The organism is Bacillus sp. 3G2, assembly GCF_044324725.1.
GTDB lineage: Bacteria > Bacillota > Bacilli > Bacillales > Bacillaceae_G > Bacillus_A > Bacillus_A mobilis.
Genome location: NZ_CP172246.1, coordinates 4,583,990 through 4,597,180, shown reverse-complemented (window position 1 = coordinate 4,597,180; position 13,191 = coordinate 4,583,990). Strand labels below are relative to the sequence as shown.

The following is a 13,191-nucleotide window of genomic DNA, read 5'->3' as shown; positions in this document are numbered from 1 at the left end:
TAAACTTTACCCCACTTTTTATTTTAATAGTTTTTTCTATTCTATACGTAAGTTACGTTAAGGAGGAACTAGAAATGAAAAGGTGGGTATTTATTTCTCTTTTTATAGCATGTACAATCTGTGTAGGTTTTTATATATCACCATTATTTCAAAAAGAAATCGATGTTAAAATTGCCGGCAAAGATAATACGGTAAGAGCTGCGAATACGAAAAATATAGAGGTTACAAAAGAAGAAATTTATAAGGGGGATCTGTTATTAGTTAATAAAGATTACCCAGTTAAAAAAGATAGCATTAGGTCTGACATTATAAATGTAAATCACAATAGTGAATTAGTAAGAGGCTATGTAATATTTGATAGAAATCTTCGCTTATCAAAGGGTGTTGTGGAAAGTTTTTTGAACGTTGTCGATGCAGCTGGAAAAGATGGAGTACAGCATTTCTTAATGACTAGCGGGTATCGAGATTTTCAAGAGCAAAGTAAATTGTATAAAGAAATGGGCTCTGACTATGCACTTCCAGCAGGATACAGTGAACATAATTTAGGATTATCGCTCGACGTTGGATCTACGCAAAAGAAAATGGAGAGAGCCCCTGAAGGAAAGTGGATTGAAGAGAACATATGGAAGCATGGCTTTGTTTTACGTTATCCGAAAAATAAAAGTCATATTACAGGCATTCAATATGAGCCGTGGCATATACGTTATGTCGGCTTACCTCATAGTGCGATTATGCAAAAAGAGAAAATTACATTGGAGGAGTACTTAGACTTCTTAAAAGAGAAAAAAGAAATTTCAACCGATGTGGAAGGTAAGAAATATACGGTTTCTTATTATAAAGTGTCCGGGAACAGGAAAGTGAATGTTCCAGCGAATAAGCAGTATGAAATTTCGGGGAATAATATGGACGGGGTTATTGTGACGGTACAGGAATAGATAATTTTGATTCTCCCATAATGGTGTTCTATCGTGGGAGAATCAAAATAGAGGAACATGTACAATTCTCAATGAATTTTATTCAGAGTAAAAAAGGTCGGAGCTTCATCAACATTCTTCAGCCATATATACTCTTGACTATGTAAGCTATCCTTCATCCAGACATCGCCTTTATATACATTTGTTTTCTTGCGAAGCCAAGTAAGATAAGGTCCAATAACTTGAGGGGCTTCATCACGTTCATTCTGTTTTGGGAACGAGATTTGTTTCTGTTCTTCTGTTTTTATATTGATCATATAAAGTGTTGTAAATATCGCCGGAACAGGACCTTCTTTCCATACCTTATTTTCTGTTGCACGAGCCACAATCACCTTGTTTGGTGAAAACCATTCTAAATCAAGGTCTACATAACCGACAGGTGTGTAGACCTTTTGTTGTTTTGCTGTTACCATGTCTGCAACTGTGAATTTTTTATTTTCTACAAAGAACCTTCCTTCTCCTGAAATATAGGCGAGTTGATTAGTTGATGGAGCCCACTTCATCCAATCTTTGAACCATAGCATGTTACCAATCGTTCGAAAGTGTCTTCCTTTTGATGAGATAACACATAATGTATTGCTATCCATTGCCAAAGAAGCAGTAGGACTAGCCAAAAAGCTAATCCACTTTCCATCAGAACTCCACTTGAAATAGTTAGCGTTAATCGCAAATAAATCAGTTTCATTTGTTTGAATCGTATAAAAAGGTTTTATTTTATCTTTAGCAAGATTTGCATCGACTGGTATTTTATAAAGTGGAATTGTGCCCCATCCGGTCGGACGCAAGCAGGATTGTGAGGAGACGATAAATTCCTTTCCGTTCGGGAACCATTCGAAATCACTAACCCCAAGTGATACATTTTCAAAACCTTGTGGGCGACCGTTTTTAATTTTTGTAACGTTTAATAAACCTTGATCAGTGTAAGCCAATTGATTTTTATTTGGTGACCACTTAAAGTCAGATGTTACGACTCTTACATAAGGCTGATAGTTTATTTTCTCTTTCGTATCATAAATGAATAAGTTAGATTCTTTACCCGCTTCATCACTATCAATATAGCCAATAAACCTACCGTCATAAGACCATTTTGGAGAATACACATATCGATTTTTTGTGATTTGTATTTCTTGATTTCCTGTCTTTATCCATAGCTGATGGTCCCGGATAAATGCAGCCGTGAGTGATGGAGGGGCTGCGCTAACCGTTGTTGGTACATACAAAGTGATTAAAATTATAAATAATAAAATTCGAAATCCCAAGAATATCCCTCCTGCTTATAGGGTGTCCGAATATGTAATGGAAACTCATATTTTAATATAAAATTAAACATTATAACGTTATATTTACTTTTCGTTTTTTTCATGTTACTCTAAATATGTGAAAGAGATATAAAATGAAATTTTAATGTAAGCGTATTCTTATGGCTTCTTATAGAAAAGGGTGGAAATACAATGACAGAACGATTCGTACTACGTAATGTGAAACGTGTGAACGGGGAAGAGATTGACATTGTAATTGAAAATAATAAAATCGCACAGGTGACGAAAGCTGGTGCTGGTGAGGGTGAAAAGGTTCTTGATTACTCTGGTACTTACGTATCGAGTGGTTGGATTGATTTACACGTTCATGCTTTTCCAGAGTTTGATCCGTATGGCGATGAGGTGGATGAAATTGGCGTTAAGCAAGGGGTAACGACAATTGTTGATGCGGGTAGCTGCGGAGCTGATCGTATTGCAGATTTAGTAAAAAGTAGAGAACAGGCGAAAACGAATTTATTTGCCTTTTTGAATATTTCTCGCATCGGTTTGAAACGAATTGATGAATTGTCCAATATGGAATGGATAGATAAAGAGAAAGTAATAGAAGCAGTAGAACAGTATAAAGATGTAATCGTCGGGTTAAAGGCGAGAATGAGTAAAAGTGTCGTTTGTGATAGTGGAATTGAACCGCTTCATGTAGCGCGCTCTTTATCTCGTGAAACATCATTACCGATTATGGTACATATCGGTTCAGCCCCTCCTCGCATAGAGGAAGTTGTACCTCTTTTAGAAAAAGATGATGTGATTACACATTACTTAAACGGGAAAGAAAATAATTTATTTGACGAAGAAGGAAAACCGCTACCTGTATTACTAGATGCAGTGAACCGCGGTGTTCATTTAGATGTTGGTCATGGCAATGCTAGTTTTTCTTTTAAAGTAGCAGAGGCGGCGAAGCATCACGATATTACTTTTAATACAATTAGTACAGATATTTACCGAAAGAATCGTATACACGGTCCAGTATATAGTATGGCTCACGTTCTTTCGAAATTCCTTTACTTAGGTTATCCGCTAGAAGAAGTAATTGATGCGGTGACGAAACATGCGGCAGAGTGGCTTAAGAAACCAGAGCTTGGCCGTATTCAAGAAGGCGATATTGCAAACTTAACTTTATTTACGGTGAAAGATGAGAAGGTTACGTTAATTGATTCAGAAGGGGATCAGCGCGTTGCTGAAAGAAGAATTGATACGAAAGGGGTTGTAATCAATGGGTCATTCATTGAATGCTAAGTACGGATTAAAAAGAGTGATTAATGCGAGCGGTAGAATGAGTATTTTAGGTGTATCCGCTCCTACAGATACAGTTATGGATGCGATGAAACATGGTGGACAAAATTATGTAGAAATTGCTGATTTAGTAGATAAAGCGGGAGACCATATTGCGAGAATTCTAGATTCAGAGGCAGCGGTTGTTGTAAATTCAGCATCGAGCGGAATTGCACTTTCTATCGCTGGTATCGTTACAGAAGGAAATCGTCGTAAAAGTGAAAGACTTCATCAAGAGGTCATCGCGAAAAACGAAGTGATTATGTTAAAAGGTCATAACGTTCAATACGGTGCTCCCGTTGAAACGATGATTTATTTAGGCGGCGGTAAACTTGTAGAAGTTGGCTATGCAAATGAAGGGAAAGCAGAGCATATTGAAGATGCGATTGGTGAAAATACAGCAGCGATTCTTTATGTGAAATCCCATCATGCCGTGCAAAAAAATATGATTTCTGTTGAAGAAGCATGGGAAGTTGCGCAGCGAAATAACGTACCACTTATCGTCGATGCGGCAGCTGAAGAAGATATTCAAAAATATGTGAAGTATGCAGACCTTGCCATTTATAGCGGTTCAAAGGCAATTGAAGGGCCGACGTCTGGTATTGTCGGCGGCAAACGAAAATATATTGAATGGCTGAAAGTGCAATTACATTGCATCGGAAGAAGTATGAAAGTTGGGAAAGAAACAACTTTCGGTTTACTTCAAGCGCTTGATGAGTACGGAGTAAAAGAAGATAAAAGTGAGCAAGAAAAAGAGTTATTACAAGTACTTATGCCGCTGAAAGAATTAAACGGTATAAATGTAACGATTGTTCAAGATGAAGCAGGAAGAGCAATCTTTAGAGCACGTATTCATATTAACGAGAACGAGTTAAATAAATCAGCAAAAGACGTTGTAACAGCATTACGCGAAGGGGAAATTGCCATTTACACACGTGATTACGGCGTAAGACAAGGATTCTTTGATATTGATCCACGTCCACTTCAAGGTGATGACATACATGTAATTGAAGAAAAAATGAGAGAAATTGTAGGGGGAAACTAAAATGACAAACATTCAAAAACGTTTTTATAAAGGTCGTGTAGCATTAAATGTATTGGCGAACAATACCCGAAATGCGAAAGATATTTTTGAAGCAGCAGAAGGTTATGTAGTAGTAGGGGTGTTATCAAAAGACTACCCAACAGTAGAAGAAGCAGTTACAGCGATGAAAGCATACGGAAAAGAAATTGATGACGCTGTATCGATCGGACTAGGAGCAGGAGATAATCGCCAAGCAGCAGTTGTAGCTGAAATTGCAAAGCATTATCCTGGTAGTCATATTAACCAAGTGTTCCCTTCAGTTGGAGCGACACGTGCAAATCTTGGCGGAAAAGATAGCTGGATTAATAGTTTAGTATCACCAACAGGAAAAGTAGGGTACGTAAATATTTCTACTGGTCCAATTAGTGCAGCTGGAGAAGAAAAAGCAATCGTTCCAATTAAAACAGCGATCGCACTTGTACGTGATATGGGCGGAAATTCATTGAAATACTTCCCAATGAAAGGTTTAGCTCATGAAGAAGAATATCGCGCAGTTGCAAAAGCATGTGCGGAAGAAGGATTTGCATTAGAACCAACAGGCGGAATTGATAAAGAAAACTTCGAAACAATTGTACGCATTGCGCTTGAAGCAAACGTAGAGCAAGTTATTCCGCACGTGTACTCTTCTATTATTGATAAAGAAACTGGTAATACGAAAACAGAAGATGTTCGTGAATTATTAGCGGTAGTGAAGAAGTTAGTTGATCAATATGCGTAAGAAAATTGCAGCATTCGGCGAAGTAATGATGCGCTTGCAAGTACCAGGATATGAATTGTTGTCGCAAGCTAACACATTAAACTACTCATTTTCTGGTACAGGTGTGAACGTTGCAGCAGCACTTTCTCATCTCGGGCATGAAGGTTTTCTTATTTCAACTTTACCGGAAAATTCGGTTGGGGATGCTGCGATATCTCATATTCAAAAGTTAGGCATTCAGGCGCCATTTATTTCAAGAGGCGGTAGATATGTAGGCATGTATTTTTTAGAAAATGGATTTGGTGCACGTGCAAGCCGCGTTACATATTCAAATCGATTAGAAAGTAGCTTCAATACGGCGTCTGAAGAGATGTACCAGTTTGAAGAAATCGCCAAGGAAATTGATATCGTTCATTTTTGCGGGATTACACTTGCGATGAATGATACGGTGCGCCATCATATGAAATCTTTAGCGAAAGCAGTTAAAGAAAATCGAGGCACTGTCGTTTTTGATTGCAATTATCGTCCATCGCTTTGGGGAGAAGATGGATATGAGCAGGCGAAACCGCATTATGAAGAAATGCTAGCTCTTGCTGATATCGTTATGATGAATGAAAAAGATGCAATGTTCGTTCTTGGAATGCAAACAGAAGAGACGGAGCGAGAAGCGCAACTAGTTGATCTTATTCCGAAAGTGGCTGAAACATATCATATCGCTACAATTGCTGGTACACATCGCTCTATTAATAGCGATAATACACATTCGCTTCGAGGGTTTATATGTAAAGATGGTGCGTTCACTTTTGCAAAAACACTTACGTTTTCTGTATATGATAGAATAGGTGCTGGAGATGCTTATACGAGCGGGATTATTCATGGCGAGATAGAAGAGTTTGCACCAGAGAAAGCTGTTTCATTTGCGTCAGCAGCTGGAATGCTTGCACATACAATCGTCGGTGATACGCCAATGTCATCAGAGAAGGATATACTTCGGGCAATGACGGCATCAGTAGGTGATGTAGAAAGGTAGTGGGTGTAACGGTGAACGTAACGAGAAAAAAAGGACCATTATATTTACAAATAAAAAATATTATTCGGGATCGAATATTGCATGGTGTATATGCGATTCATACGAATATTCCTTCCGAACCGCAGTTAGAAGAAGAGTTCAAAGTAAGTAAAATTACAGTGCGGAATGCAATTAAAGAACTCGCTCAAGAAGGATATTTGGAAAAGAAAAGTGGTAAAGGAACGAAAGTCATCCGTAATACTTCTGCGACAAAGTTGTCAAAAGGTAAGAAATTTACAGAAGTGTTAGTGGAAGAAGGATATAAAGTACAGAAGAAATTGCTAAAAGCAGAAATCGTTCATAACGAAGAAGGAACAGTGCCATTTCGATTATTCGGTAAGGAGAGTTTCCGTATCGAACGTTTATATGCGTTAAATGATGCACCGTATATTCATTATACGCACTATTTCTCAGCACACATGGCAAGTACAGATTTATCGGACTTTGATCTACAATCGCTTTACGATTTAGTCGAGGACAGAGGTATACATTTAGAAAACTTCAGAGATGAATTCGCTGTTGGACTTGCGCCTAATTTTGTTGCAGAAGCGTTAGGTGAAAAAGAGGGGACAGCGTTATTAAAACGTATGCGCTATTCTTACGATGAAGTTGGCGAAGTAATTGAATATAGTGAAGGCTACTATAACACAGAAATGCAGCATTATGTAGTGAATTATGACGTATAAAAAGAGGGGATTTTCCCTCTTTTTTTATAAAATGAAACTTCAATTGGATGCATCCTGCACCAATCAGGTGTTGCTGTCCACAAATACGGGGGAAAAGTAAGGGGAATGAGAGATGGATATATACTTATTAATTGTCACGTTACTTGCAATCGCGATTGTTATTTTAGGGGTATCATGGTGGAAATGGCATGCATTTATTAGTTTAACAGTTGCGAGTTTGTTTTTAGCCATCATGTCTGGACTGAATTTAACGAAAATAGTGACTGCCTATGAAACTGGTGTTGGTAGTGTACTAGGGCATTTAGTTGGTATTTTAGCTCTCGGAACCATTTTAGGGAAAATGATGTCCGATTCAGGGGCCGGCATGCAAGTGGCAGATTTCTTTATTCGATTTTTCGGTGTGAAGAAACTACCGTGGGCTATGTTATTTGCAGGTTTTGTTATAGGGATTCCGGTATTTTTCGAAGTGGGGATCGTCATTTTATTACCACTTGTTATTTCCATTCGAAAAACGACGAAGCAAAACATATTATTAATCGCATTACCTGTTATTGCGGGATTATCTATCGTACATGGGCTCGTACCACCACATCCAGGGGCGATGACAGCAATCGGTATTTATAACGCGAACTTAGGAAAGGTACTTTTATATTCATTACTTATCGCGTTACCAACAGCCATTATTGCAGGACCGATATTTGCACAGTGGGTACATAAAAGAGTTATACCTGAAAATGAACCAGAGCTAGTTCGAGTTACGACTGTATCAACTGATTTACCAAGTCGTAAAGTTTCATTCTTTATTATTTTATTGCCAGTTGTATTAATGATTTTATCAGTAGTAGCACCATATATTTCATTACCGAAAAAGATAACTGAATTTTTTGTCTTCATAGGAAGTCCAGTAATTGCTTTACTTATTTCATGTTTCGCAGCATTTTATTTACTTGGAATCAGACAAGGAATTAATAAAAAGGTCATTAAAAAATTAACAGACGAAAGTTTACTACCGGTCGGTTCCATTATTTTAATAATCGGTGCAGGCGGTGGATTTAAGCAAATATTAATTGAAAGCGGCGTTGGAACAGCGATTGCACAAATGGCAGAACATATATCGTTATCACCAATCGTCTTAGCTTTCATGGTAGCTGGATTAATTCGAATTGCAACAGGTTCAGCGACAGTAGCATTAACGACAGCAGCAGGAATTGTTTCACCAGTTATTCAGCACATGTCAGGTGTAAATTTAGAATTGCTCGTTATTGCAACGGGCGCGGGATCATTAATGTTTTCTCACGTAAATGATGCAGGATTCTGGCTTGTAAAAGAATATTTAGGTTTGACGGTAAAAGAAACATTTAAAACGTGGACGGTACTGGAGACATTGTTATCATTTATTGCATTTGGTTTTGCGCTTTTATTGAATATGTTTATTTAGGAGAGAAGAGCCGATTTAAACGAATAAAGCCCACAGAGGAAATGTAATTTCTCTGTGGATTTTATTCGTTTTTTTGTGCTTTCTATTACTTAATGGAACGGACATACTGATCTTCTCCATCGTCTTTGACAAAGACTCCTATCTCATTTAAATCTTTGCGTAAATGCTTCTTTTTTTTCGAGTTTCCTTCTCGAATGGCATTTCGTCTTTCATATAAAATAGTATTTACATTTTTACTAAATCGCTCATCCTCTAATTTCCATAGACTATAGTCTTGTTTATAAGGATCTTGTTCCACCCATGGAAAGCCGTGCAGCAAGAAAATATCTTTAATTTTACGTGGATTTATATCAGATGTTTCACGTAACCATTCGCGGTCTTCTTGATCAATGATAACCACTTGACGCTTATCTACAAAAACGGCTTTTACATTTGACCTGGTAATTTCCTTCTTTTGATCGTCCTTATTCACGTGAATGCTTTCCGAAGTAATGTTCATTTTTAAAGCTTCACTATAAATAATTAAAGAAAATAAAATTCCTGCAATAACACCAATGAGCATGAGGATAATTGTAAGCCAGAAGGGGTTAATAAAATTTAAAAGTTCTATAATTTTTGAATCAGAAAAGAGAGGAATATTTTTTATAATCTCTATTAATTTAGGTGAAAAATATCCAATAACGCCTAAAAGGATTGGACTTACTATAGCAAGTAACTTTTCTAAAAAACCTAATCCAATGACAGATACCTTTTTCATTTGTAGTTCATCCTTTCTTAATATATATTTTTCAAAATCAGGGCATTTAAACAGTGAGTTTCTTCACCATTTTTATGAGCTCATCCGAGTAATTTTCTATAGATATAGATGAATTCGCCTTTAGCATTCTTTCTTCGATTGCTCCTAAAATAAATGAAGCCAATGTGTCAATTCGGAAAGAGTTAGAAAACGCTCCATTTTGTTGACCAGTCTTCAAAATATCTAATAACATCGTTCTAAGAGCATCATCTTCTTCGTCATCTTCGATTCTGTAATAAGGAACATTCTCCTCATTTCTTGCATTAAAGACAATCTCAATTAAGGCAATATTATTTTTGTAATGAGTTTCTTGATAAGCCAAATGTGCTTCAATAAAAGCCTCTAGTTTGTTTATTTCAGATTGGGCTAATAGCACTCGATTGCTAATAAATTCATGTTGTTTATCAACTAAAAATTGTAATGTCCGATTCATAAGATAAAGCTTATCGTTAAAATGATAAGAAATAAGCCCAGTGCTAATCTTAGCTTTTTTTGCTACCTTCGTTAAGCTTAAGTTGTTATATCCAACTTCTTCTAATGTATCAATACATGCAAGAATAATTTGTTCACGCCTAGCCTCTGCAATAAAAGAATCAGTCACGCTATTCAACTCCTGATTTTTATAATTTGAATGTGTAATCAAAAAATTGATTGGTCATTCAATTAAATTTTAGTAAGGAATTAGAAGTATGTCAAATGCTTTATGCTTACATCTTGATAAGGGTAATTCGCCTATTGATCAGCCCAATTTCTAAAACAAGCCCGTTTTTAGGTAAGCCAAGCTTCCTATTCGCCCTGAAAACATACTATAAATGGAATCCCCTCATTTAGAACAAGAGGAACTTGTTATGAATGATACTAAAGGAGGAATAGGGTAATGAGCGAAAAGTGTGAACACAGACATGATGATTGTAACCGCAGACATGGTTGCGGAGGCGGTTTTGCGCTTCTAATCGTATTGTTTATTTTATTAATTATCATCGGTGCTAGCTGCTTCGGCGGAGGCGGCGGTTGTGGCTATGGTGGTTACGGCGGTTATGCTGGCGGCTATGGTGGATATTGCTGCTAATTAAAAACTATTGAAAATGGCCTTGTGCAATACGCACAAGGCCATTTTATTCATATTTTGATATGCTGTGATAATTTATTAATGTACAGAGAACGAATTAAGAAGAAGAAAACAATCTCGATAATCCCGAATAAGGTGAGTATAATCAATAACTCTTTTAGTAAAGAAAAAGCGAACATGCTTTGTAAAAACTGAATCGCAAATATTGTATGAATACCAGCAACGATATAAGGAATGAAAAATAATATGCCTAATTGAATCGTTGCAGAGCGAAACATTTCCGATTCTGTTAAGCCGAGTTTTGTAATCGTAATGTACTTTTGTTTTTCAGTTGTTAAGTCATTATACATACGGAAATATAAAACACTAGCTGCCCCGATAAAGAAAATAAAGCCGAGAAATGTCCAAATAAAGAAAGCGGCAATTGAATTCCCTTTACTGTAGTTTAGATCAACCGCAGCTGTATCAATATCAAACGGGGGAGAAGGAGCCAGTTCTGTATCTTTATATGCCTCATAGAAGATATCTGTATCCTTCTGAATATGTTTTAACATATTTTTCGTCGGAACAACTGTATTTTCCCAATTCTCAACGAAGTAGTTATACACTATGGTCGTTTCAATATGAGGAATCATATTATCAAATACATAATCTTGTACAACAATTACATGCGGAAATTTAAAGGCTGGTAAGATCCCTTTATTAATAAATCCTTTAATATGAAATTCCGTTTTATTTGATCCCAGTGTAATTGTATTTTGTTTTGCAAATGGATTGGATACAAGATTTACGAGTTCTGGCGAGTAACGAGAAATAATATAAACTTGTGTAGAATCAAGGGTTATTTCCGGCCTCTTTAACTGTTTCGCAAGTGTGTTATAGTCACTCATTTTCATAAGAGTAATGTCTTCTTTTAAAGCTGTATCTTGTAATACTGTAAACTTATGCTTATTGTATTGAAAATTAGCCTTTGTAAGCTCCGTTTCAATTGTAGCAATGTGTTTTTGTTCCAATTGATTTTCACCTTTGGACGTATACGTGAAGGGGAAAGGATATCGTTCTAATATCGATACTTTCGTATTATTATTAGCAGCAAATAGCCCGGTAATAATTGTAAATGCAAGTGCTGACAACATAGAAACGATAAAGAGCACATTAATATTACTACGTGTACGGCTAGCTAAATCTGAAATCCATAACATGTTTATTTGTTTCATATAAAACTTTCTCCGCCTTTTTAAGATAAAGATAAAGAGGAGAAACGTCTGTGAAAAGAATAAATATGTTCCGACTATTACGAGCGGTAAAATAGATAACATGATAAGGTATACAGATCCATTTTGTACGTTTTTTTCTGTTACGTAGCCTTGCGGATAACCAGCGATATAATAGCACAGGCCTAAACAAATTAAGGCAAACAATGAAATGAGTATAGATGGCCTTTTTTCATCTTTTTTATTTTTATTATTTTTAATTAATCGTGTTGTTTTCCGAGTACGAATGAACATCGGTGTAAATGTAGAAACGATGAAAAATAAAATAATAAAAGTTACTGTTGTTACGATAATAGCTTCTGTTGGCCAATATAAATAGAGACCTTTTGCATTTGTTAATTTAGAAGTAACGAGTAAGAAAAAGTTAGAGAACACAAGACCGCCTTGAATACCAGCAAAGATAGCTAGTATTCCAATAATCATATTTTCAGTAAACAAAAGACGTTTTAATTGTTTTTGAGATATACCGAGAACAGTTAAAACGCCAAATTGTTGTTTCCGTACATTTAAAAACGTCCCAATAGAATATAAGAGAAAGAAGAACGAGAACAAAACGATAACAAACTGTGCCATGCCAGCCAAGTTCATGAGCGGATCTTGTTCCTGTAATTTATTCATAATTTGTAAGCGTGGATGATACGCATATACAGTAAATGAAAAGAAAACCATGATAGAGAACGCACTACTTACAAAATAAGCGAAATATGCTTTCGAATTACGCGAGACATTTTTAAATGCGAATTGCCAAAATGTCATCCACGTCTTCCTCCTAATAATGCTAGAACATCTAATATTTCTTGATAAAATTTCTCTCGGTATAGCCCGCGGTGTAGTTCATTGTAAAGTTCGCCATCTTTAATGAAAATGACGCGGTTACAATAACTTGCTGCAAACGGATCGTGCGTAACCATTAAAATCGTTGCATCTTCTTCTTTGTTTAATTTCGTAAATAGCTCCATTACGTCAATTGCCGCTTTTGAATCTAAGTTTCCTGTCGGTTCATCGGCAAGTAGAAGGGAAGGATGATGAATAACAGCACGTGCTACTGCGGTACGCTGTGCTTGTCCTCCTGACACTTCAAAGATACGCTTGTCTAAAATATGATCAATTCCAAGCTTTTTTGAAATGTTATCAAGCTTTTCATCCATTTCTTTTAAAGGAACATTATCTAATGTTAAAGGTAGTACGATATTTTCACCGATTGTTAGTGTATCTAGTAGGTTAAAGTTTTGGAAAACAAATCCTAACTCTTGTCGGCGGAAAATAGCTAACTTCTCTCTACGAAATGTGTGTGGTTTTTTTCCGTTAATCACGACATCACCAGAAGTAGGTGAATCAATTGTCGAGATAACGTTTAAAAATGTAGATTTACCACTACCAGATGGTCCCATGATAGCGACAAATTCACCTTTATCTACATGTAAATTTATATTTTTTAAAGCAGTATGAGGAACTTTTCCTTCATACACTTTTGAGACGTTTTTTATGTGTAAAACTTCTTCCATAATAATCACCT

At 36.4% G+C, this 13,191-nt stretch carries 13 protein-coding genes; 8 read left to right on the top strand and 5 right to left on the bottom strand.

Going from position 1 to position 13,191, the window contains the following annotated elements; translation table 11 throughout:
- Positions 1-74: 74 nt before the first annotated feature.
- Positions 75-935, top strand: a complete 861-nt coding sequence (locus ACHZK0_RS23695; RefSeq protein ID WP_270341316.1) for a M15 family metallopeptidase — start codon at positions 75-77, stop codon at positions 933-935.
- A gap of 68 nt (positions 936-1,003) precedes the next feature.
- On the opposite strand, the gene ACHZK0_RS23690 is transcribed toward ACHZK0_RS23695, so the two are convergent.
- Positions 1,004-2,233 (bottom strand): translocation protein TolB, encoded by a 1,230-nt coding sequence (locus ACHZK0_RS23690; protein ID WP_262741766.1) that lies wholly within the window; start codon positions 2,231-2,233, stop codon positions 1,004-1,006.
- A gap of 192 nt (positions 2,234-2,425) precedes the next feature.
- Between ACHZK0_RS23690 and ACHZK0_RS23685 the strand changes: the two genes are divergently transcribed.
- The 6 genes from ACHZK0_RS23685 (at position 2,426) to gntP (ending at position 8,536) form a co-directional block, all read left to right on the top strand.
- A complete protein-coding gene (locus tag ACHZK0_RS23685; protein ID WP_270341318.1) occupies positions 2,426-3,526 on the top strand; it encodes an amidohydrolase/deacetylase family metallohydrolase in 1,101 nt (366 codons plus the stop codon).
- Positions 3,504-4,607, top strand: coding sequence for a DgaE family pyridoxal phosphate-dependent ammonia lyase (locus ACHZK0_RS23680; protein ID WP_098763538.1), 1,104 nt, complete (start codon positions 3,504-3,506; stop codon positions 4,605-4,607). The genes ACHZK0_RS23685 and ACHZK0_RS23680 overlap by 23 nt, the downstream gene beginning before the upstream one ends.
- A 1-nt stretch (position 4,608) precedes the next feature.
- Positions 4,609-5,364 carry a 2-dehydro-3-deoxy-phosphogluconate aldolase gene (gene dagF, locus ACHZK0_RS23675; RefSeq protein WP_002191030.1) on the top strand — a complete coding sequence of 252 codons (756 nt, stop codon included), beginning with the start codon at positions 4,609-4,611 and terminating at the stop codon, positions 5,362-5,364.
- Entirely contained in the window at positions 5,357-6,373 is a 1,017-nt protein-coding gene (locus ACHZK0_RS23670; RefSeq protein ID WP_395760946.1) for a sugar kinase, read from the top strand. The genes dagF and ACHZK0_RS23670 overlap by 8 nt, the downstream gene beginning before the upstream one ends.
- The gene (locus tag ACHZK0_RS23665; RefSeq protein WP_061677598.1) at positions 6,373-7,098 is read left to right on the top strand and encodes a GntR family transcriptional regulator; all 726 of its coding nucleotides are present in this window, start codon (positions 6,373-6,375) and stop codon (positions 7,096-7,098) included. The genes ACHZK0_RS23670 and ACHZK0_RS23665 overlap by 1 nt, the downstream gene beginning before the upstream one ends.
- A gap of 112 nt (positions 7,099-7,210) precedes the next feature.
- Positions 7,211-8,536 (top strand): gluconate permease GntP, encoded by a 1,326-nt coding sequence (gene gntP / locus ACHZK0_RS23660; protein WP_395760945.1) that lies wholly within the window; start codon positions 7,211-7,213, stop codon positions 8,534-8,536.
- Positions 8,537-8,621: 85 nt separating this feature from the next.
- Here the strand turns inward: gntP and ACHZK0_RS23655 are convergent, their stop codons facing one another.
- Complete coding sequence (locus ACHZK0_RS23655; RefSeq protein ID WP_375808511.1) at positions 8,622-9,293, bottom strand: hypothetical protein; 672 nt, start codon at positions 9,291-9,293, stop codon at positions 8,622-8,624.
- Between the two features lie 46 nt (positions 9,294-9,339).
- Entirely contained in the window at positions 9,340-9,933 is a 594-nt protein-coding gene (locus ACHZK0_RS23650; RefSeq protein WP_375808509.1) for a TetR/AcrR family transcriptional regulator, read from the bottom strand.
- Between the two features lie 276 nt (positions 9,934-10,209).
- Between ACHZK0_RS23650 and ACHZK0_RS23645 the strand changes: the two genes are divergently transcribed.
- Positions 10,210-10,401, top strand: coding sequence for a YjcZ family sporulation protein (locus ACHZK0_RS23645; RefSeq protein ID WP_001290392.1), 192 nt, complete (start codon positions 10,210-10,212; stop codon positions 10,399-10,401).
- Between the two features lie 50 nt (positions 10,402-10,451).
- Here ACHZK0_RS23645 and ACHZK0_RS23640 read toward each other — a convergent pair whose 3' ends face one another.
- Entirely contained in the window at positions 10,452-12,431 is a 1,980-nt protein-coding gene (locus tag ACHZK0_RS23640; protein WP_395760944.1) for an FtsX-like permease family protein, read from the bottom strand.
- Positions 12,428-13,180 carry an ABC transporter ATP-binding protein gene (locus ACHZK0_RS23635; protein WP_000393250.1) on the bottom strand — a complete coding sequence of 251 codons (753 nt, stop codon included), beginning with the start codon at positions 13,178-13,180 and terminating at the stop codon, positions 12,428-12,430. Before ACHZK0_RS23635 ends, ACHZK0_RS23640 begins: the two co-directional genes overlap by 4 nt.
- Between the last annotated feature and the right edge of the window lie 11 nt (positions 13,181-13,191).

Excerpts from the sequence above, each read along its gene's own strand:
- ACHZK0_RS23695 (WP_270341316.1), top strand. The coding sequence starts at position 75 with ATGAAAAGGTGGGTATTTATTTCTCTTTTTATAGCATGTACAATCTGT.
- ACHZK0_RS23685 (WP_270341318.1), top strand. The coding sequence starts at position 2,426 with ATGACAGAACGATTCGTACTACGTAATGTGAAACGTGTGAACGGGGAA.
- ACHZK0_RS23680 (WP_098763538.1), top strand. The coding sequence starts at position 3,504 with ATGGGTCATTCATTGAATGCTAAGTACGGATTAAAAAGAGTGATTAAT.
- dagF (WP_002191030.1), top strand. The coding sequence starts at position 4,609 with ATGACAAACATTCAAAAACGTTTTTATAAAGGTCGTGTAGCATTAAAT.
- ACHZK0_RS23670 (WP_395760946.1), top strand. The coding sequence starts at position 5,357 with ATGCGTAAGAAAATTGCAGCATTCGGCGAAGTAATGATGCGCTTGCAA.
- gntP (WP_395760945.1), top strand. The coding sequence starts at position 7,211 with ATGGATATATACTTATTAATTGTCACGTTACTTGCAATCGCGATTGTT.
- ACHZK0_RS23655 (WP_375808511.1), bottom strand. The coding sequence starts at position 9,293 with ATGAAAAAGGTATCTGTCATTGGATTAGGTTTTTTAGAAAAGTTACTT.
- ACHZK0_RS23645 (WP_001290392.1), top strand. The coding sequence starts at position 10,210 with ATGAGCGAAAAGTGTGAACACAGACATGATGATTGTAACCGCAGACAT.
- ACHZK0_RS23640 (WP_395760944.1), bottom strand. The coding sequence starts at position 12,431 with ATGACATTTTGGCAATTCGCATTTAAAAATGTCTCGCGTAATTCGAAA.
- ACHZK0_RS23635 (WP_000393250.1), bottom strand. The coding sequence starts at position 13,180 with ATGGAAGAAGTTTTACACATAAAAAACGTCTCAAAAGTGTATGAAGGA.